Raw genomic sequence first — 21,041 nt, 5'->3', positions numbered from 1 at the left:
GCGAATGGCGGACATCATCGACCTCTCGCTCCTCGCCGATGCCAGGCGCTACCTCTCCAAGTTGCTCGATGCGCGCGGTATCTCCTACTTCCTCCAGAAGGATGGCCAGCGGCTGTTCCACATCGAGCCGGCCAAGGTCGAGCTCGTGGTCCGTACCGCCATCCGCTCGCGCGCCGACTCGCTGCCGACGCCCCACCCCAAGGCCGTCGAGCATTGCCGCAAGGAGGTCCGCCGCGAGCTGATCCGCCACGTGGCCTCCGCGATGCTGCAGACGGGGCTGTGAGCGGTTTCTCCGCCCGCACCGGCTTCCCCCGCACCTGGAACCCCCTGGCCCGGGCGCTCACCGAGCGCCGGCAGCGCGGGCTCCCCCTTCTGGATCTCACCGAGACCAACCCCACCCACGTGGGCCTGCCCGCGCCCGAGCCGGCCCTGCTGGCCACTCCCGGGGCTCTCGGCTACGAGCCCGAGCCCCAGGGGCTCCTCCCGGCCCGCGAGGCGGTGGCCGCGCACCTGGCCTCGCGCGGCGCCGACGTCTCGCCCGCACACCTCGTCCTCTCGGCGAGCACCAGCGAGTCCTACGGCTGGCTCTTCAAGCTGCTGTGCGAGCCCGGGGACAACGTCCTCATCCCCGCGCCCAGCTACCCCCTCTTCGAGTACCTCACGCGCCTGGAAGGCGTGGAGGCGCGTCCCTACCGGCTGCCCCGCGCGCACGGCTTCGGCCTGGACGTGGAGGCGGTGGCCGCCGCGCGGGACGCCCGCACCCGCGCCGTGCTGGTGGTGAACCCCGGCAACCCCACCGGCCACTACCTCCACGAGGGCGAGTTGGAGGCCCTGGGCCGGCTGTGCGCGGAGGCCGGGCTGGCGCTCCTCTCCGACGAGGTGTTCTCCGACTTCGCCTGGGACGAGGCGCCGGGCCGGGTGCCCACGGTGGCCGGGCGCGAGCTGCCCATGCTCACCTTCTCCCTCTCCGGCCTGTCCAAGGTGGCGGGGCTGCCCGGCCTCAAGCTGGGCTGGACGCACGTGGGCGGGCCCGGCGCGGCGCGTGAGGAGGCCCTGGCCCGGTTGGAGCTGGTGGCGGACACGTACCTGCCGGTGAATACGCCCGTGCAGCTCGCCCTGCCCGCGTTGCTGGCGCACGCGCCGCGCTTCCAACGGGCGCTGCTGGCCCGCGTGAAGGAGAACCGGCGCCGGCTGCTCCAGGCCCGTCCGAAGGACGCCCGCTGGGACGTGCTGCCCGCGCAGGGGGGATGGAGCACCGTGTTGCGCATTCCGCTGGAGCCCGGCGAGGAGGCCACGTGTCTGGCCCTGCTGGACGAGGGGGTGGCGGTGCAGCCGGGCTACTTCTACGACTTCAGCGGCGGCGCCTTCCTGGTGTTGTCCCTGTTGCCGCCACCGGAGGTCTTCTCCGCCGCGATGGAGCCGCTCGTGCGCGTGCTGGCCACGAGCGGATAGAGGCCAGTCCCGCTACCGGGTGGCCGGGCCGCCCACCACATCACGGGGCACCTTGCCCGTGGCACCGAGGCTCCCCGCCACGCCGTAGCACTCGAGGCCGAGCTGCCGGTCCCACGCGGCCTCGCCCTCGATGCGGCTGGCCCGGCGGCGTGCCAGCAGGGCGGGCAGCTCCGTGATGAAGAGGCCGTAGTAGCCCGCCGCGTCCTCGAGCATCGCCGAGGGCGCCACGCCCAGCTCCTGCTCCAGGCGCTCCAGCCCGGCGAGGAAGAGGTGCTGGCAGTCCTCGTTGGACGCGGTGCCCCGGGGCACATCCAGGGCGAGCTCGATGATCGAGCGGCCGGACATGTTCCGGGCGAGCTCCTGACGCGCCTTGGCGCGCTGCTCCCGTGCCTCCACGGCGCGCGCTTCCTCGGCGCGTACCGAGGCTCTCTTCACCAGGGCTGTGCTCATCGGCTCCTCCCCAGAGGCCCGGAATGGGCCCGTCTCCATCCTTTTAATGGAGACGCCTGACGCAGCTCCGTGATGCGCCTGACGAGAGATAAGGAGTGTACGCTCCGACTTCATGCTGGCGAGCAGCCGAGCGTCCTCCAGCCAGCAGAGTGCTGCCCCGGGAGGAGGGGCGGCGTGCGCCAGTGGACAGTCCCCTACGCGCTCTTCCGGACGGAGGCGGCGGAGGGCATCTCGTTGAGCAGCAGCCAGTACATGCCCAGTTGCCGCACCGCCTCGAAGAAGGCGGTGACGTCCACCGGCTTGTGGACGAAGCTGTTGACCCCGAGCTGGTAGCCCTCCACCAGATCCCGCTCCTCGTTGGAGGACGTGAGGATGACCACCGGCAGCGTACGCGTCTTCTCGTGGGCGCGGATGCGCCGCAGCACCTCCAGCCCGTCGATGCGCGGCAGGTGCAGGTCCAACAGCACCACCTGCGGCCAGATGGACGGGTCGCGATCCGCGTGCCGGCCCTGCATGAAGAGGTAGTCGAGCGCCTCGGCCCCATCCCGCACCACCACCACCGGGTTGTGCAGGTTGCTCCTGCGGAACGCCCGGAGCGTCATCAACTCGTCATCCGCGTTGTCCTCGACGAGCAGGACGACACGCTGGCTCAGCTCATACATGGGACTCTCCTCGGTGGGCCTCGGCCGGGCTGAGCCTCGGGGCTCTCCTGTCTTCTCAGGTTTGACTGAAAGACAGTTGGAATTCTACAGATTGATTGGATTCCGAGTCCAGTCCTGAAACGCGGAACGCCCGGCGGAAGGTCTCCCACCGGGCGTTCCGAAGCTCCTACCTGTGCCTACGCGGAGTCCCGGGAGGGGGCTACGCCTGCGAGGGCCTGCGCGAGATGCGGTACAGGATGAAGCCCATGAGGGCGAAGGCGAAGACGCCGATGAGCTGGTAGCCGCCCGGGCCCACCGCGCTCTGGAGGGCGTGCTCCACCGACAGCTTGGAGATGGCCTTGTTGACGCCCTCGTTCACCGAGAGCATGGCGACCACGACCCCGGCCAGCGCGCCGCCGGCCACCAGCCCCGTGGAGAAGAGGTTGCCGGGCCCGAGCTTCGGACTCCTCCACCTTCTCACCCTTGCGCTGCGCCATGTAGTCGGACAGGCCCTTGATGGCGCCGCCCACGAAGATGGGCGCGGTGGTGGACAGCGGCAGGTAGGCGCCCACCGCGAAGGACAGCGACTTGACGCCGCACAGCTCCATCGTGATGGACAGGAAGACACCCACCAGCACGAACTGCCAGTCCAGGTTGAAGGACAGCAGGCCCTTGATGAGCGTGGCCATCAGCGTGCCCTGCGGGGCGGGGAACGCCTCGGTGCCGATCATGTGCTGCACGCCCTGGGCCTGCATCTCGGCGGTGGGGGTGTCGAGCAGCTTCATGGTGAGGCCGATGACGACGGCCGCCGCCACCGAGCCAATCATCAGGCTGAGCTGCTGGGCCCTCGGGGTGGCGCCCACCAGGTAGCCCGTCTTCAGGTCCTGCGAGGTGGCGCCCGCGTTCGCCGCGGCGATGCACACCATGCCGCCCACGCACAGCGCCATGGGCTGGTACATGTCCCCCGTCCAGCCGATGCCCACGAAGATGAGGCAGGTGGCCATCAGCGTGGCGATCGTCATGCCGGAGATGGGGTTGGACGACGAGCCGATGATGCCCACGATGCGCGAGGCCACCGTCACGAAGAAGAAGCCGAACACCACGATGAGCACGCCCAGCAGCAGGCGGCCGAACACCGTGCCCGGCAGGAAGGGCAGGGCGGCCATCACCAGGATGAGGCCCACGCTGCCGAAGATGACGAAGGTGATGGGCAGGTCGCGCTCGGTGCGCTTCTGCGCGGCCGCCGTGGCGCCCTCCTTGAACGACGCCAGGCTCTCCTTGAAGGCCGCGACGATGGTGGGCAGCGTCTTGAGCAGCGTGATGAAGCCGCCCGCGGCCACCGCGCCCGCGCCGATCTGCCGGACGTAGGCCCAGTAGATGGCGGTGGCCATGTTCCCGAAGGTCCGCGTCGCGGGATCCCACGCGCCCGGGCCACCCGCCGTGGTGAGGCTCTGCAGGTTGCCCAGCTTCACGAGCTGCGCCGCGATGGCATCCGGCGGCACGAGCGTGGCCAGCAGCGGGATGAGGCCCAGCCACGCCATCACGCCACCGGCCACCAGCACGCCGGCGATCTTCGGGCCGACGATGTAGCCCACGCCCAGGTACTCGGGGGTGATGTCGCCATTGAGCGTGGCGGACGGGAAGAACTTGTTCGTCTGCTTCGTCACCAGCGCCGGCGTCTCGGCGATGAGCTTCACGATCTTCTGCAGCAGCGCGTACACGAAGGCGAAGCCCACGCCCTGGAAGGCGATCTTCGCCAGGTCTCCGCCCTTCTCCCCGGCGATGAGCACCGAGGCGCATGCCGTGCCCTCGGGGTAGGGCAGGTTGCCGTGCTCCTTCACGATGAGCGAGCGGCGCAGCGGCACCATCATCAGCGTGCCCAGCACCCCGCCCAGCAGCGCCAGCGTGAAGATGGTCCAGTACTCGAAGAAGCTGGAGCCCTGGCTGTCGGTGCTCAGGAAGAGGAAGCCGGGCAGGGTGAACACCACGCCCGCGGCGATGGACTCACCGGCCGAGCCGATGGTCTGCACCACGTTGTTCTCGAGGATCGTCGAGCCGCCCAGCTTCTTGAGCAGGGAGATGGCGAGCACCGCGATGGGGATGGAGGCCGAGACCGTCAGGCCCGCCTTCAGCGCGAGGTACACCGTGGCGGCGCCGAAGATGACACCGAAGAGCACGCCGATGCCGATGGCCTTGGGCGTGAACTCGGCGACGTCGGTGCGATCGGCGGTGATGTACGGCTGGAACTCCGCTGTCTTGAGGACTTCGTTCGGGGCGGAACCGGCCACAACGGCGACGTTCCGAGCCGCCTCGGACTTGGCTGCTTCAGGCTTCAATGGGGGCTCCCAGAAGGGGGACGACCTTGTCGGGAGGGTGTTCTACAACTCCCTCCCCGGTCCTCCAAATGGCCGCCAGGTGCCGGAGCCCAGGCAGGCGGGCATGACGCTATGCGGCGTCCCGCTCGCGGGGAGCCGCTGGGGGCGCCGGGGGCGTGCTCCTCCCGGGCGGCGGCGGCAGGGTGGTCAGGTTGGCCCGCTGCTCCCTCGGGACGAGCAGGCTCTTGAGGTTGTAGGCCATCAGCGCCGCGGCGAAGCCCGGCTGCAGCAGCCCCTCCATCCCCTTGCGCATGTGCAGCACCTCGTAGAACGCGTGGCAGGACTTCGCGTCCAGCGAGGTCAGGTCGATCATGTTCTGGACGGACCACTGCACGGCCTTCAGCCCGAAGGGCCGCTTGCCCCGGGCCTCCGGGTAGGCCAGGTCCATGGTGGTGGTCAGGAACCAGCACAGGCCGACGATCTTTCCGAGCTCCTTCTGGAAGCCCCGCGCCAGCCCCTGGCGGAGTCCGCCCGGCGAGGTGCGCGCCCGCGCCACGTGCTCGCCGAGCAGCCGGGCCCCCAGGCTGATGACCGTCATCCCCTGGCCGAAGACGGGGTTGAGGGAGCAGACGGTGTCGCCCAGGAGGACGAACCCCTCCGGGAAGCGCGCCATCGTCTCGTAGTGCATCCAGCGGCTCGTCGGAATCTTGTGCGAGACGGCCGGGGTCAGCGGCTTCGCGTGGCGGATGTACTCATGGATGTGAGGGGTGGGCAGCCCGCGGGCGAACTCCAGGAACCCGGCGTCGTCCGTGGGCGCATGGTCTCCGAAGTACCCGTTGAGGCTGACGATCCACCGGCCGCCTTCCACGTTGGCGATGAAGCCCGCACGCCGCGACTCGGGCGCGCGGCCGCTCACGGCGAGGATCTTCCACTCGTCGAAGCCCGCGGGGCGCTCGTAGAACCGGCTCGTGTACCCCAGCTCGATGCCCACCTGCTCCTCTTCCGGGCGGCCGTAACCCAGCGCCTCCAGCCACTGCGGCGCTCGCGAGCCCCGGCCGCTGGTGTCCACCACCAGCTCCCCCTCGAGGGTCTGCTCGCCCTCGGGCCCCGCCACCTTCACCCCGGTGACGCGGGTGCGCGAGGCGTCCATGAGGAGCTCCTCGACGCCGTATCCCTGCCGCAGCTCCACGTTGGGCAGCGCGGTGACCTGGCCGCGCACCTTCCACTCCAGGAAGGGACGGGAGACGAGGATCGTCTGGGGACCCCCCTCGTAGCGGACCTTCCAGCTCCCGGACTGGAACCAGGCGGCGTCCCGGGCCATGTCGATGAGGTCGCTCCCCTCCCGCACCAGCTCCCGCACCAGGGTGGGGAACAGCTCGTCCAGCGCCTTGAGCCCCGCCTCCAGCAGGGCGTGGATGTGGCGCGCCTGCGGAGCGCTCTTGCGCGCTTCCGGGCCCTCCGGCAGCCGATCCCTCTCCAGGATGATGACCTTCTCGAAATGCTCCGAGAGCACCCGCGCGCTCAAGAGCCCCGCCATGCTGCCGCCAATGACAATGGCCTGTCCGCGTCCGCGCTCATTCAACGGCACTCAAACCTCCTGGTGGGCGGGCTGATCGACTGTTTGCAGTAGAGCCAGGAGGATATGTGAGGCTGAACCCAACCGGTATGTCCTGAACGGAAGGGAAGGGTGGGAGCCGCCCCAACACGGTGGATGCCTCTCGGAGGATGCCACGGGATGGATGCCCATCCTCCTGCCGAGGGAGCGTCTTCACTCGAAGTATGGGTTGGGCAGTGCGGACGGAAAACGGCATTTCAAGCGAACGGTGCTAGGATGCCGCGCATCCATGAGCAACGCTGAGTTGAAGCGGCTGGTTCTCAAGTTCTTCCTGGAGCAGCAGGTTGCGATGCTGACTGCTCTGGGTCCCGTGGCGTATTTGATCACGCTCACCCTGGGTCTGCCTCCGGACCGGGCCTGGTTCGTCACCTGGGTCAACTTCGGCACGCTGACGCCGGTGTTCGGGGCCATCCTGCCCCTGGCATTCATCTGGTTCGAGCTGAAGAACGCGCTCGCGACGAAGCCGGATGAGATTCCCGGCGAGCGGCTGAAGCGCATCCTCAAGGCGCCCCGGCGCATCGAGTTCAGGATGTGGCTGGGCTACGGCGTGTCGTGCGTGCTGTGGGCCGGCTGGCCCACGGTCCTGTACGGGCTGGATCCCTGGGACGTGCCGCTCACGGTGGTCTCGTTCCTGGTGCTGGCGAGGGTGGTGGGCGTCCGCATGGCGCTGCGGCTGGATCGGCTGCTGCGCCCCTACGCGCTCGAGGAGTTCCACAAGTACCCGCAGGCGCGCGTCGAGGACAGCGGGCACGCGTGGCCCAAGATGCGCTGGTTCCTGCCCTACAGCTTCGCCCTCTTCGTGCTCGCCACGCTGACGGTGACGAGCATCATCGTCTACAAGAAGACCCAGTACGGCTTCGGTGAGCTGTTCACCAACCTGGCCCAGTTGGTGCCGCCGGCGGTGCTGACGCAGCTTCGCCTGGACGTCGCCAGCATCCTGGGCACCATCGTGGTGCCGGTGGTGTCCGTCGGCGGCTTCATGATCTTCGCGGCGGCCTGGTCCGCCTGGGAGCTGGCGCGCCACCAGAGCCAGGGCACCGAGGCCGTGCAGAAGTCCATCGAGTCGATCGCCTCGGGCCGGCCCTCGCTGCCCAACTGGGTGGCCACCGACGAGGTGGGTGACTTGTCCATCTCCACCGCGGCGGCCTTCGAGCGGCTGCGGACGTTCTCCTCCTCGCTGAGTGACTCGGCGCAGCTCCTGGGCAAGTCCGCGGAGTCGCTCAACAGCTCGCACAAGGATCAGACCGAGGCGCTCTCCATCCAGGCCGCGTCGCTGCAGGAGACGCAGGTCACCGCGCAGGAGATCAAGCAGACGTCCATCGTCGCCGCCCAGAAGGCGGAGGACGTGCTGCAGGCGGCCGAGCGCGCGGATCAGATCGGCCGCGCCGGTGAGGCCGCGCTGGAGCAGAGCCTCTCGGGCATGCACGACATCCAGAAGCAGGTGAGCGATATGGCCCAGAGCATCCGCTCCCTGGACGAGCGCGCCCGGCAGATCGCCAACATCACCACCACGGTGAAGGGTCTGGCGGACCGCTCCAACATGCTGGCGCTCAACGCCGCCATCGAGGCGGTGCGCTCGGGCGAGCACGGCAAGGGCTTCAGCGTGGTGGCCCGGGAGATCCGCAGCCTGGCGGATCAGTCCATCAAGGCCACCTACAGCGTGCAGAACATCCTCATGGACCTGAGCGAGGCCATCCGCACCACGGCGGACATGACCGAGGGCGGCTCCGTGAAGGTGCAGGGCAGCGTGCAGCAGCTCCGCTCCTTCGGGGACAACATCAAGCAGCTCTCCGGCATCGTGCGCGACAACGTGAGCTCCGTGCGGCAGATCTCCGCCGCCGTCACCCAGCAGAACCAGGGCATCGGGCAGATCTTCCAGGCGGTGAATGACCTGACGAAGATCATGGACAAGACGATGTCCAGCCTGCGCACCAGCGACGAGGCCGCGGACCAGATGCGCATGGTGGCCGAGCGCGTGAGCATCTTCGTGGGCGAGTACGACTGGCAGAGCCGCAAGCAGCGCGCCGATGCCGCCGCCGCCGCGGCCGCCGCCTCCGTCCGTCCCCCGCCGCTTCCGGGCTCGAACCGCGACGAGGGCTCGGCCTAACCGGCGAGGGCCAGCACCCCCCCGGCGCGCCACGCCACCAGGAGCGCGGCCAGTGCCGGGGGCGGCTCCCCCAACCCGGGGGGAAGTGCCCACGTCTCGAGCGTCACCCGCAGGGCGAGCTGGTCCCCGGCCACGTGGAGCAGCACCGGCCGCACCGCCACCTTCTGCAAGGGCGCGCGCAGTCCCACGCCCCACACCTTGAGCACCGCTTCCTTCAGCGTCCAGGCCGCGGTGGCCGGGTCCAGGTGCCCCTCGCACACGGGGAGGTAGCCCTCCAGCTCTCCCGGCGCGAAGGCCTCCTCCAGGAAGGCCCCGCCGGCCTCCACCCGCTGCTCCAGGTCCACGCCCAGCGGCCCGCCGCGCGCCACCGCCGCCACCGCCAGCCCCGCGCTATGGGAGATGGAGAGCGCCAGCCCGTGTCCGGGTGAGAAGAGGGGCCGCCCGGAGTCCGGCCCGTCCTCGCGCACCGTCACCTCCGCGCGTGCCCCGGGCTCCCACAGCGCCAGGGCCCGGTGCGCGGCGAGCCGGCCCGCCACGAACTCCCGCCGCCGCTTGTCCGTCCTGCACCGGGCGAGCCCCTCGCGCTCCAGGGGCGAGAGGGCGGAGTCCTCCTCCCGCCCCACCTCGCCCCAGCCGAGCACCACCTCGCGCCCGCCGGGCAGCCGCAGCCGCTCAGCCTTCCCCACTCCGGCGCTCTCCCCGGGTCAGCCGGCGGAACCACAGCCCCGTGCCTCCCAGCAGCAGGGCTCCGTCCTCGCCGCGCACCTCGAAGTCGTAGAGGACGTCGTCGCCCTCCACCTTCACCATCCGCGCCTTCACGTGCCCGGACTCGCCCAGCCGCCGCTGCCGCCCGCGCACCAGTTGCTCCACGCCCATGGGCACCGAGACGAGGTTGTTGTGGTGGCCGTCCCAGTTGGCCGCCACCTGGAAGGAGGCGTCGAGCAGGAGCGGATCCAACTGGAAGCGCGGCCTCGCCACGTGCGTGAAGATCTCCCGCTGCCGCGGGGCGCGGATGATGCCCTCCACCTCCGTCTCGCCGACGTACACCCACTCGGCGCGGCAGAAGAGCGGACCGAGGTACAGCGGCTCCTTGGCCAGGTGGAAGATGGAGCGCGCGCGCGAGCCCGGCAGCGCGTCCGGCAGCTTGCCGTTGCCCGGCTCCACGCGCGGCGGCGGCCCGAGCACGTAGATGCCCTGCTGGTGGATGCGGCGCTGCGTCTGGTCCGAGCGGCCGCCCAGCGCGAGGTCGCTGGAGGACTCGACGTAGAGCGTCACCTCATCGCCCTGCTGCTTGAGCACCCGGGCGGTGAGGGTGATGTGGACGGGCTTGCCCTTGGAGCCATGCGGGGCCTTGAAGAACTTGAGCGGCGTCTCGATGCGCAGGTTCTCCGCGCGCAACACCGCCAGGTCCGGCCGGAAGAGGGCGGCGGCCTCGCCGAGCATCTCGAAGCCGAAGGTGCCCGGCATGATGGGCACCGAGTCCAACTGGTGCTGGAGCACGAACGGGTCCGTGTTCAGGTCGAACGTCCGGGTGGCGACGAGGCCCTCTGCCCCGTGCTGCTCCACGCAGTCGATCATCGGGTAGTCGGAGGGGACGAGCAGGAAGCCGCGGTCGTCGTAGACGGTGCGGGCATCCGGGCCGTCGGCGGAGGCGCCGAGGAAGGGCCACTCGCGGAAGAGCCGCTCCTCGAAGATGGCCACCTCGCGCTCGGTGCGGCCGAGCAGCAGCTCGTTGATGAACCAGTACGAGCCCTCGGCGGGGGTGATGTAGGAGACGCCGGTGCCGCGCACCACGTCCGGGTTGCGGGCCGCGGCGCCCACGCTCTCCCACGCCGTCCAGTCGATGGTGACGCAGCGCATGTGCGGGCGCGCCCGGTGCGCGTACGCCATGGCGCACTTGCTCATCAAGTCGTTGGCGGCGCTGTAGTCCGTCTGGCCCTTGTTGCCGAAGCGGCCCGCGCCCGAGCCGAAGCACATCATCAGCTTCAGGTCATCGCGCCGCGTGGCCTCCAGCAGGTTGATGAGGCCGAGCACCTTCACTTCCATGGTGGCCGCGACGATGCCCGGCGTCTTGTCCGGCAGGCTCTTGGAGGCCTCGACCATGGCACCGTGGACGATGCCGTCGATGTGGCCGTGGTCCTCGCGCACCCGGTCCACCATGGCGCGCACGTCCGCGGCGTTGCGGAAGTCACACGTCTCGTACTCGATGGACAGGCCCTGGCCGGCGACCTCCTGGAGGTTGCGCCACAGCTCGCGCGCCCGCTCGTAGGGCTCGAAGGCCTCCTTGAACTTCACCGGCGTGAGGGTGGGGTCCGCCTTCTTGCGGCGGATCATCTCCTCCTTGCGGAACGTCTCGAAGTCGTTGTCGTCCAGCGCCAGGTAGGGCTCGTCGCCCGTAGGAGCCGGGGTGCGTCCGGTGACGATGACCTTGGGGCCCTTGTGGCCCATCCGCGCCACCGCCTTGGCCACCTCGAAGACGGCTCCGCGCCCGCCGCCCGAGAAGAGCAGCACCCAGCTCGGGTCCACCCGGCGCAGCACCTGGCTGCCTTCCTTGGGGAAGTCCGCCCGGCGCAGGCCCACCACGAAGCGGCGGCTGGCCATGTAGCCAATCTCCGTCCGGTCGCTGCCCTCCTCCAGCTCGCGGGCCACCGTCTCGGCCACCACCCAGTGCGAGGCGCGCGGCTCGAAGTCGATCGTCTTGATGATCGCGCCGGGCAGCTCCTGCTTCAGCCCCTTGAGGAAGCCGGACATGGAGCCGCCCATCACGTTGCCGCCATCCCCCACGAAGCCGAAGTCACCGCCCATGGAGGTGACGGCCACGTAGCAGGCGGTGCGCCCCCTGGCGTCCCGGAGGCGCTCGTACATGGCGCGCCCGGTGCCGTGCCAGCGCGCGGTGGTCTCCGCCATCCTCCGGCCGAAGCGCGCGCTGCCCAGGGTGAGGAAGTACTCCACGGGCCCGAAGGCGCCCAGGTCGATGACACCATCGGCTCCGCCCAGCTCCTCGCTGGCGCGGCGCACCCGGCGCTCCACTTCCATGGCATCGGTGATGCCCGCCACCGACACCGTGGCGATGCGCACGCCCTTGCCCACCAGCAGCCGGCTGAAGGCCGCCACCAGGCCCGGCTCGTCTCCCACGAGCAGCAGCTTCTTGCCCTGGAGCTGGTAGCGCTTCTCCGAGGAGAGGGACAGCGGCACCAGGTCCACGCGCCAGCGCTGCGCGGACAGCCCGCGGCTGGGGATGGGGTAGCTGGCGGTGACGCTCAGCGGATCCGCCGTCCACGGCTTGCGGTGGGCGTTGTCGTGCTCCTCGAGGATGACGTGGTAGTTCGTCCCGCCCAGGCCGAAGGCGCTCACCCCCGCGTAGCGCCGCCCCTCGCGGGGGACGGGCCACGGGCGCCCCTCCAGCGACAGGGAGATGGGCAGCCTGTCGAAGGGGATGTCCGCCTTGGGGAATTCACCGCCGTTCATGGGCGGCAGGAAGTGCTCGCTCACCGCGAAGGCCGTCTTGATGAGGCCCAGCAGGCCGGAGGCCGACGAGGTGTGGCCGATCTGCGACTTGAGCGTGCCCATGGGCACCGGGTTGTCGCGGCCGCGCGACTGATAGGCCTCGCCGTAGGCGTCCGCCTCCGTCTTGTCGCCCACCCTCGTGCCCGGGCCGTGCGCCTCGAGCAGGCCGATCTGGACCGGGAGCACGTGCGCGTCCTGCAGCGCGCGCTCCACCGCCCGCGCCTGCCCCTTGGGGTTGGGCGTGAGCAGCGTGGTGCCGCGCCCGTCACTGGAGAAGCCGATGCCGGAGATGACGGCGAGGATCTTGTCCTTCGACGCCTCCGCGTCCTCCAGCCGCTTGATGACCACCGCGCCCGCGCCCTTGGCCGGCACGAAACCATCCGCGCGATCGTCGAAGGGGAAGGTGCCTCGCGGGGAGAGGAAGCCGAGCACGGCCAGGGAGGCGGAGTACTCGGGCACCAGGTTGAAGGCCACGCCGCCGGCCACCACCACGTCGGCTTCCCGGTTGGCCAGCGACATCATCGCGGTGTGCACCGCCACGAGCGAGCTGGCGCAGGCCGCGTCCACCGTCAGCACGCCGCCGGTGAAGTCGTGGATGGCGGCCAGCCGCGCCGCCACGGGAAGGCTGGAGTAGTACTGGGCCGTGTTCTCGTCCAGCGGGGGCAGCTCGCCCACCACGCGCTGGCGGACCGCGTCGAGCAACGGGGCCACCTGCTCGCGGGACATGCCCTGGCCCTGGAGGGCCTCGGCCGCCATGGACAGGTAGCGCTCCAGGACGAAGCGCAGCTCGGTCTCGAATTCCCTGGCGCGCACCGGAAGCTGGCCCACCACCACCTGCACGCGCCGCCCGTTCCACCCTCCCGGCTCGTAGCCCGCCTGCCCGAGCGCCTCCTCCGCCGCCTTGACGAAGAGGGGGACGGCCGGATCCAACGCCGCGGCCTGGTTGGGCGGCAGCCGGAGCCAGCGCGCATCCGGCGACGGCAGGTCCACCGTGCCGGCCAGCCGGGGCACCATCTCCTTGGGACCCATGAGCGCGCCCAGCAGGTGCTGGGCATCGAAGCGCGAGGTGGGCAGATCTCCAATGGCATCCGCCTTGGAGATGATGTTGGTCCACAGCGCCTGCGAGTCCGGCGCGCCCGGGGCGATGGCGCCCATGCCGACGATGGCGTACTTCTGGTTGGGCGGGCGCACCGGGCGGATGTCCGCCCACGTCTCGTGGGACGGCGCGGGCCCGAGCAGCGCGTGGTAGGCGATGTTGCTCCACCCCAGCGAGCTGACGCCCACGTAGCTGCGCGGCGTCAGCTTCATCGGGCGGGTGAGGCACTCCAGCGCGCCCTCCGTCCCGTGACGGGGCGAGGTGAGGCCGGCCACGGGCGCGCGCACGCCCCCGTGCAGCGACAGCGCCGCGCGCATCACCGAGACGAGCCCGCTGGCCGCCTGCTGGAAGCCCACCTGGGGGGCCGCGCTGGAGAACGTCAGGGGCTCGGTGCGCGTGGCGTTGAGCGCGGCCTTCAGGCCGATGACCTCCTGGTCCTCCAGGCCCGGAACGCCGCACGCCTGCAGCTCCACGTGCCGCACCAGCTCCGCCTCGATGCCGGCCATGTCCAGACAGGCGCGCGCGGCCTTGTCCACCATGCGCGACAGCCGGGAGAGGCCCTGCTTGAGGTTCACCTCGGCGCTGACGCCGTGCAGGACGGCGTAGATGCGCTGCTTGTCCGCCAGCGCGTCGTCCAGGCGGCACAGCACCAGGGCCACGGCGCCCTCGCCGGGCAGGGTGCCCGCGGCACGGCCATCCAGCGCGAGCAGCTCCTGCCCGGCCAGCCAGCCGCGCGCGGAGAGCAGTCCGAAGGAGGAGGGGCTGAGCAGCGGGGCCACGGCGCCCACCACCGCCACGTCACAGTGGCCGAGCTGCAGCGAGAGCGAGGCGAACTTCAGCGCCGCCAGCGAGGAGGCCGTCCCCGCGTCCACCGCGAGGTGTCCGCCGCGCGTGTCCAGCAGGCCGGAGAGGCGGCCGGCCACGATGGTGGCCGTGGTGGGCACGGACTCGGGGGTGATGGGCGGAGCGTGTTGCGCGATGTAGCCATCCACGGCCTCCAGCAGCCGGGCGTGGTCGCCGCGGCCCTGGAGGATGGCGGCCAGGTGCTCGCGGAACTCCGGCGAGCGCACGCGCACCGTCTGGTCCACCTTCACGTCCACGCCCAGGCCGGTGGCGCCCAGGTAGATGGCGCAGCGGCCGCCGGGGCTCTTGTCGGGGCCATAGCCCGCGTCCTGCGTCGCCTGGAGCAGCGTCAGGTGGAGCAGCCGCTCCATGCGGTGCATCTTCTCCACCTGGTTGGGCGGCAGGCGGAACTGCTTCCAGTCCTTGCCCTCCTCCGGGGTGAAGCCACCCATCAGCGGATGGCTCAGGCCGAGCGCGGCCCGCCAGTCCTCGGGGGCCCGCGTCAGCGCGCGCATCCCCTCCAGGGACTGGTTCATGAAGCGCGACGGGGAGTCGGCGCCGGGCAGGCGGCACCCGAGCCCGATGATGGCCAGGGGAATGTGCGTGGAGGAGGTCATCGCGGTGAGAGGCTCTTGACGAATGACTGCCAGGCAAGACGGGGCAGGGTGGGAGCGGCGTCCTCGGTGGGCAGGGACGCCATGCCGATGCCGCGCAGCTCGAGCACGGGGATGCCGTCCTGGCCGAGGAGGTGCGCGTCGAAGGAGGCCAGCCCGCTGCTGGCGCCGGACAGGCGGGCGTCACACATGAGGCGCTCGTCGCGCCGGGGCATGCGGAACCAGGTGGCCTCGGAGATGGCCATCTCGCGCGAGCCCTCGCCGGAGAAGGCGTACCAGAGCCACTTCACCATGTGCAGCGCGCCCTCCATGGCGGCGGGCGCCACCTGGATGCGGCTGGCGGGCAACATCTTGGAGAGCACGCGCGGGTGGACGAGCCCGCCCTGGATGCGGCCCAGCTCGCACAGCCGGGCCCAGGAGATGACCTGCAGGGACTCGGGCACGTCCCCCTGTCCGCCCGCGGAGGTGTAGAGCTGCCGGCCGTTCTGGAGGCTCTCCGACTTGGGGGCCAGCATCTGCTGCTGCTGGGGCCAGGGCGCCGGCCCGTAGGCATGGGCGAACTGGAGGACGGCGCGGCAGACGGGGATGGGCTCCTCGGTGGCCTCCTCGTGCCCCGCGTTGGCGCCCGTGCTCACCGCCTCCACTGACAGGAAGACCGACACCTCCCCGTCCCCCTCGCGGCGGGCGCGCCCCACCAACCGCGCGGCGGACGAGGGCTGCGAGGAGCGCAGGAACCAGCGCACGTCCCTCATCCCCACCAGCACGCGGTCCGGGTACACGAGCGCGCCCACCTCGGCCAGGAACTCCAGCTCCATCGAGGCGGGCAGCGGCCGCATCGCCTCGTCGAGCTCCCGGGGCAGGTGCACGTCGCGCTTGGCGACGGCGCTCTCGCCGCGGAAGACCTCGGAGACGTCCTCCAGCAGCGGGTATTGGGAGGTGTCGGGCTGCACGGCCTAGCGACCCTTCACGATTTGCTGGGCGAGCTCGCTCAGCGAACGGACGGACTCCGTCTCCGGTGCGGCGGTGCCCAGGCGCGAGGACATCGCCTCGGCCAGCTTGCGCAGCTCCCCGTCCTTCGCGCCGGCCTGGCGGAGATCCATGGCCAGGAGCGTGTCGCGGACGGAGCGGGGGCCTCCCCCACCGGAGCGCTTCGCGGGCGGCTCGGCGGCGACGGAGACGGGCGCGGCGGCCCGGGCGGGAGCGGCGGCGGCGGACGGGGTGCCCGCTGCCTGCTGCTGCGCGCGCTCGACGATGTGCTCGATGACCTTGCGCAGGGTGTTGAAGTCACGCAGGGCGCGGCTGGGGTCGCGCGTGACGCCGAAGGCCTCGCGGGTGCGCGCGAAGATGTCCACCTGCTTGACGGTGTCGATGCCGAGGTCCGCCTCGAGATCGAGGTCGAGCTCCAGCATGTCCTCCGGGTAGCCCGTCTTCTCCACCACCTGGCGCATGAGGACGTCGCGCACCTGCTCGAAGAGGTCCAGCGAGGCGGCGATGGTGGAGGTCGGCATCCCCGGGGCGGCGGGGGCCGGAGCCGGGGCGGCGGGGGCCGGAGCCGCCGGAGCGGGCCGGGCCGCCACGGGGGCCGGAGCGGGCGCGGTGGCCGCGGCGGAGGCAGCACCCGTGGTGATGATGCGCTCGAGGATGTGCTCGATGACCTTCTGCAGCGTGTTGAAGTCACGCAGGGCGCGGTTGGGGTCGCGCGTGACGCCGAAGTGCTCGCGGGTGCGCGCGAAGATGTCCACCTGCTTGACGGTGTCGATGCCGAGATCCGCCTCGAGATCGAGGTTCATCTCCAGCATGTCTTCCGGGTAGCCCGTCTTCTCCACCACGATGTCCAGCAGCACGCGGCGGACCTCCGCCTCCAGTGCGATGGACTTCTGCACCGTGGTCACCTGCTGGGCGGCCGGGGAGGGCTCGGCCGGGGGCGCCTTCGTGGCGGCGGGGGCGCTGGCCACGGCGGCCTGGCCCGTGCGGAGCTGCTCCACGAGCGCGACGATGGCGTCGAACGTCCGCAGGTTCTCCGGCTGGGCCATGGAGGCGTCCACGCCGAACTCGCGGCCCAGGGCGATGGCCACCTTCAGGGCGGTGGCGGGCTCGAGGACTCCCTCGAGCGGGAGCTGCAGCAGCGCCTGCTCCACCTCGGCCACGGCGCTCGAGGCATCTTCCGAGAGCTGGCCGACGCCATTCACGAATGAGTATCCCACCACGCGCTTGAACTGTTCCATGTCACCTACCTTGGGATGAATCGATGCGATGGCGCCATGCTGCTGCCCCTTGAGGATCTCCCGGGTGAACTGGGTGAGAGACCACTTGGGGCCGGCCTCGATGAAGATGCGGGCGCCCTGATGGTGCGCCTCGCCGATGGCCTGCCGCAGACGCACGGGCTCGACGAACTGACTGGTCAGGAATGCCGGGTACTCGCGCAGCGGCCGGTCGCCGTACTCCGCCGCGTCGATGGTGGAGATGAGCCGCACCGACGGGGCGCGGAAGGCCAGCCCCCGCAGCACCTTGTCATAGGCGGGGCGCGCCGCGCCGATGAGCTCCGAGTGGTAGCCGTGGGAGACGGCGAGCACGGTGCACTCGATGCCGCGGGCGGTGCAGCGCTCCACCAGGCCGGGCAGGGCGTTGCGATCCGCGGACACGATGCAGGCGCGCGGCCCGTTGTCGGCCGCCAGCGTGGCGTAGCCGGGAAGGCCCTCGATGAGCGCGGGCACCTCCTCGGACGGGCACGCGAGCGCCGCCATCTGCCCGGGGTCCTCGGTGGGCATCTCCAGCACGGCCATGGTGCGCGAGTGGATGGCGCGCAGGCCCTCCTCGAGCGTGAGGCTGCCCGCGGCCACCAGCGCCGCCAGCTCGCCGGCGCTCTGGCCGATGAGCAGGTCCGCGTGGATGCCGTGGGCCACCAGCAACCGGTAGAGGGCCACGTTGACCAGGAAGACGGCCGCGTGGATGTCCTCGTCGTTCTGCCGGTAGTTCTTCGCGTCCTCCGTATAGAAGCTGCTCGTCAGCGTGCGCCCGGTGAGGAGCAGGTAGACGCGGTCCGCCTCCTCCAGCGTCCGGGCCACCACGGGGTAGGCGCGGGCGAGCGGGCGCAGCATGTTGGCGTACTGGCCGCCCTGGCCGGGGAAGGTGATGGCCACCTTCGCCCCGCGCAGGGGCGCCTCCGGGCCCGCGGCGAAGATGCCGGACTGGCCCAGGGGCTCCGGGTCCCCGCCCGCTTCCACCGTCTTGCGCAGGAACTCGCGCTTCTTGCGCAGCTCCTCGCGGGTGCGCGCGGTGATGGCCACGCGCCAGGGGCCCTCGGGCGTGTGGCGCGTGTCCTCCAGCGGGCCCTGCTGCTCGCACAGCGCGTGGAGCTGCTCCAGGCACGCGCCGATGTCCGCGCCCGCCACGGCGACGAGCTTCGGATCTCCCTCCGCCGGCTCGCCCTCCTTCTTCTCCGGACGCGAGGGCGGGCCCTTGTACTCCTCGAGGATGGCGTGGAAGTTGGAACCGCCGACGCCGAAGGAGCTGACGCCCGCGCGGCGCGGAGCCCCACCGGCGGGGGCGGGCCACTCGCGGTTGTCCGTCACCACCTCGACGCCCTGGGGAATCTTCGGGTTGCGCGGCTCGCTCTTGAGCGAGCGCGGGATGACGCGCGCCTGCATGGCCCGGGTGACCTTGATCATCCCGGCCGCGCCGGCCGCGGCGTTGAGGTGGCCGATGTTGGACTTCACCGAGCCGATGAGGATGGGACGGGTGCGGCCCTCGCCGTAGGCGTTGTGGGTGGACTTCGTCTCCACCACGTCTCCCAGCGCGGTGCCGGTGCCGTGGCACTCCACGTAGTCCACGCTCGCGGGAGGCACGTGGGCGGCGGACAGGGCGCGGCGCATGGCGAGCGTCTCGCCCATCTCGCTGGGGGGCAGCACGGAGCGGCCCTTGCCGTCACTGGAGCCGGCGATGGAGCGGATGACGGAGTGGATGCGATCCTTGTCGCGCTCGGCGTCCGACAGCCGCTTGACCACGAGGATGCCGGCGCCCTCGCCGGGGACGAAGCCGTCGGCCTGGGCGTTGAAGGGCTGGCTGCCCTTGGCGGACAGGGCGTTGAAGCGGCAGCCGGCGATGTAGAACTCGGGCGACATGTCGGCCCACACACCGCCGGTGAGTACCACGTCCGCCTCGCGGTGCTGCAGCAACTTCCAGGCGCCGTGGAGCGCGGCGAGCGAGCTGGCGCACGCCGAGTCCATCACCATGTGCGGCCCATGGAAGTCGTAGAGCGCGGAGATGCGGCCGGCGTTGAGGCTGCCCAGGTAGCCGGTGAGGCTGTCCTCGCTGATGGGCGGCAGGCCCGCCTTGTAGCGCTCCTCCGCGTTGCGGAGGATGGCGCCGCGCAGCTCCTCGGGCAGGCCGGACTTCTCCAGCGTCTCGCGCAAGTCCCGGGCGAACTCGGCCCAGCGCACGCGCGTGTCGGCGAGGAACTTGATGCCCTGGTACGGCAGGAAGCCCAGGGCCAGGGCCACCCGGTCCCGGTCCCACTTGTCCGGTGAGTACCCCGCGTCCTGGAGGGCCTGCTCGGTGCTCAGCAGCGTCACCACGTGCGAGGGGTCCAACGAGGCCCAGGCCGCCGGAGGAATCCGCATCTCCATCGTCGGCGTGGGCAGCTCATCCAACCAGCAGCCGAGCTTCGTGTACGTCCGGTCCTTGCGGTCCGCGTGGTGGTAGCGCTCCACCTTCCACCGGTCCTTGGGCACCTCGCGCGTGGCGTCGTGGCCCTCGAGCAGCCGCTTCCAGAGCGACTCGATATTGGGGGCGCCGGGGAACATGCCGCCCATGCCGACGATGGCCAGCGGCTCGGACTGGGGACGGCGGCGGGTGGACTTGCGCTCGCCGGGCTGCCAGGCCTCCAGCACCGCGTGGAAGTTGTTGCCGCCGAAGCTGAAGGAGCTGACGGCCGCGCGCGGCAGGGCGCCGGTGCGGAAGGCCTGCGCCTTGCGGGGGATGAAGAAGGGCGTGCGCTCCAGCTCCAGCTTCGGGTTGATGCGCTCCACGCCCGGCTGCGGGGGAATCAGCCCGTGGTGCAGCGAGAGCACGGCCTTGAGCAGTCCGGCCCCGCCCGCGCCCGCGCGCAGGTGGCCGATGTTGGCCTTCACCGAGCCGAGCGCGATGGAGCCCGGCGCACCGGCGTACACGCTGGCCAGGGCCTGCACCTCGCTGACGTCTCCCACCGGAGTCCCCGTGGCATGGCACTCCACGTACTGGATGGAGTCCGGCTCCACGCCCGCGTCCTCGACGGCGCGGCGCATGGCCATCGCCTGGCCCTCGCGCCGGGGCGCCACCAGCGACTTGCCCCGCCCATCCGAGGAGCCGCCCACGCCGCGCAGCACCGCGTAGATGGTTTCTCCGTCCCGCTCCGCGTCCTCCAGCCGCTTGAGGGCGAACAGCGTCACGCCCTCGCCCAGCAGGGTGCCGTCACACTCGTCCGAGAAGGGCCGCACGTGGCCCTTGTGCGACAGCCCGCCCAGCTTGGAGAAGGCGATGAACTCCAGCGGCGTGAGCATCTCGCTCGCGCCGCCGGCCACCGCCAGGTCGAACTCGCCGTCGCGCAGCCCGCGCACCGCCAGGTCCAACGCCGCCAGCGAGGACGAGTAGCCCGCGTCCACCGAGTAGTGCAGGCCCTTGAGATCGAACTGCATGTTGATGCGCCCGGCGGCCACGCTGGCCGAGGAGCCCACCACGTTGTCGTCGCTGCACTCCTTGAGGCGCGAGCGCACCCGCTGGGCGGTGACCTCGAGCACCTCCTGCTGCCGGGTGGCGGGCAGGGCGTGGAACTCGTCCGTGGCGCGCACCGCGTCCAGCATGTCCTCCAGGCGGATGTGCATGCCGCTGTCGCGCTGCCAGCCCAGGCTGGTGGCGCCGAGGATGATGCCGGTGGTGTCCCGGGGCAGCACCTTCACCTCGGAGAGCGCCTGGGTGCCCGCCTCGAGGATCAGCCACTGGAAGGGGTTGACCTGCTGGGCGTCGGCCGGCGTGACCTTGTACTTGCGCCAGTCGAAGACGAAGTCGTTGATGAAGCCGCCCAGCTCCGCATGGGCCCGGTCCGGCATCGTCCGGTCCGGGTGGAAGTAGAGCGAGTGGTCCCAGGCCCTCGAGGGTACCTTGGAGAGTGACACCCTGCCGGTGGACACGCTGGCCCAGAAGTCGGAAACGCGGAGGGCGTTTGGCAGGACGCAGCCCAATCCTACCACGGCGATGGCATCCATACAGGTTCTCTCTGTAGACCGGGTTGGACCCAGGAGGGGGCTCCTGGGCAGTGCCTCGGGGGGAAGCCAATCCTACCACGGGGCTCGTGCGGTGGCGGCGGATGTGACGGGCCCCTATTCCGCCTGGGTGCGAGCGTTCCCAGGAAGCGAGCCGCCTGGCCG

11 protein-coding genes are annotated in these 21,041 nt (G+C 71.0%); 3 read left to right on the top strand and 8 right to left on the bottom strand.

Annotation, left to right across the window (positions count from 1 at the left end):
• Window positions 1-4 precede the first annotated feature (4 nt).
• Together ACN28I_RS20855 and ACN28I_RS20850 are read left to right on the top strand one after the other, a co-directional pair.
• A complete protein-coding gene (locus ACN28I_RS20855) occupies window positions 5-283 on the top strand; it encodes a hypothetical protein (RefSeq protein WP_420943720.1) in 279 nt (92 codons plus the stop codon).
• Window positions 280-1,452 (top strand): pyridoxal phosphate-dependent aminotransferase, encoded by a 1,173-nt coding sequence (locus ACN28I_RS20850; protein WP_420943719.1) that lies wholly within the window; start codon window positions 280-282, stop codon window positions 1,450-1,452. Before ACN28I_RS20855 ends, ACN28I_RS20850 begins: the two co-directional genes overlap by 4 nt.
• A 12-nt stretch (window positions 1,453-1,464) precedes the next feature.
• Here the strand turns inward: ACN28I_RS20850 and ACN28I_RS20845 are convergent, their stop codons facing one another.
• The 4 genes from ACN28I_RS20845 to ACN28I_RS20830 form a co-directional block, all read right to left on the bottom strand.
• On the bottom strand, window positions 1,465-1,902 hold the full coding sequence (locus ACN28I_RS20845) for a citrate lyase holo-[acyl-carrier protein] synthase (protein ID WP_420943718.1): 438 nt from the start codon (window positions 1,900-1,902) through the stop codon (window positions 1,465-1,467).
• Between the two features lie 194 nt (window positions 1,903-2,096).
• Entirely contained in the window at window positions 2,097-2,564 is a 468-nt protein-coding gene (locus tag ACN28I_RS20840; RefSeq protein WP_420943717.1) for a response regulator, read from the bottom strand.
• Window positions 2,565-2,740: 176 nt separating this feature from the next.
• Complete coding sequence (locus ACN28I_RS20835; RefSeq protein WP_420943716.1) at window positions 2,741-4,879, bottom strand: OPT family oligopeptide transporter; 2,139 nt, start codon at window positions 4,877-4,879, stop codon at window positions 2,741-2,743.
• Window positions 4,880-4,988: 109 nt separating this feature from the next.
• A complete protein-coding gene (locus ACN28I_RS20830; RefSeq protein WP_420943715.1) occupies window positions 4,989-6,446 on the bottom strand; it encodes an NAD(P)/FAD-dependent oxidoreductase in 1,458 nt (485 codons plus the stop codon).
• Window positions 6,447-6,702: 256 nt separating this feature from the next.
• On the opposite strand from ACN28I_RS20830, the gene ACN28I_RS20825 reads away from it, so the two are divergent.
• Window positions 6,703-8,580 (top strand): methyl-accepting chemotaxis protein, encoded by a 1,878-nt coding sequence (locus tag ACN28I_RS20825; protein ID WP_420943714.1) that lies wholly within the window; start codon window positions 6,703-6,705, stop codon window positions 8,578-8,580.
• Here the strand turns inward: ACN28I_RS20825 and ACN28I_RS20820 are convergent.
• From ACN28I_RS20820 to ACN28I_RS20805, 4 genes are read right to left on the bottom strand one after another with little or no spacing between them, the layout of a single operon-like run.
• Window positions 8,577-9,266, bottom strand: a complete 690-nt coding sequence (locus ACN28I_RS20820) for a 4'-phosphopantetheinyl transferase family protein (RefSeq protein ID WP_420943713.1) — start codon at window positions 9,264-9,266, stop codon at window positions 8,577-8,579. The genes ACN28I_RS20825 and ACN28I_RS20820 overlap by 4 nt on opposite strands.
• Window positions 9,253-14,643 (bottom strand): SDR family NAD(P)-dependent oxidoreductase, encoded by a 5,391-nt coding sequence (locus ACN28I_RS20815; RefSeq protein WP_420943712.1) that lies wholly within the window; start codon window positions 14,641-14,643, stop codon window positions 9,253-9,255. Before ACN28I_RS20815 ends, ACN28I_RS20820 begins: the two co-directional genes overlap by 14 nt.
• Entirely contained in the window at window positions 14,640-15,590 is a 951-nt protein-coding gene (locus ACN28I_RS20810) for a hypothetical protein (RefSeq protein WP_420943711.1), read from the bottom strand. Before ACN28I_RS20810 ends, ACN28I_RS20815 begins: the two co-directional genes overlap by 4 nt.
• A gap of 3 nt (window positions 15,591-15,593) precedes the next feature.
• Window positions 15,594-20,879: a beta-ketoacyl synthase N-terminal-like domain-containing protein gene (locus ACN28I_RS20805; protein ID WP_420943710.1), complete on the bottom strand. Its 5,286-nt coding sequence runs from the start codon at window positions 20,877-20,879 to the stop codon at window positions 15,594-15,596.
• Window positions 20,880-21,041 lie beyond the last annotated feature (162 nt).

Source organism: Archangium gephyra (genome assembly GCF_049060025.1).
GTDB classification, from domain to species: domain Bacteria; phylum Myxococcota; class Myxococcia; order Myxococcales; family Myxococcaceae; genus Archangium; species Archangium gephyra_A.
Note: the sequence above shows the minus strand (reverse complement) of the source record. Positions and strands in the feature narration are given on the sequence as shown.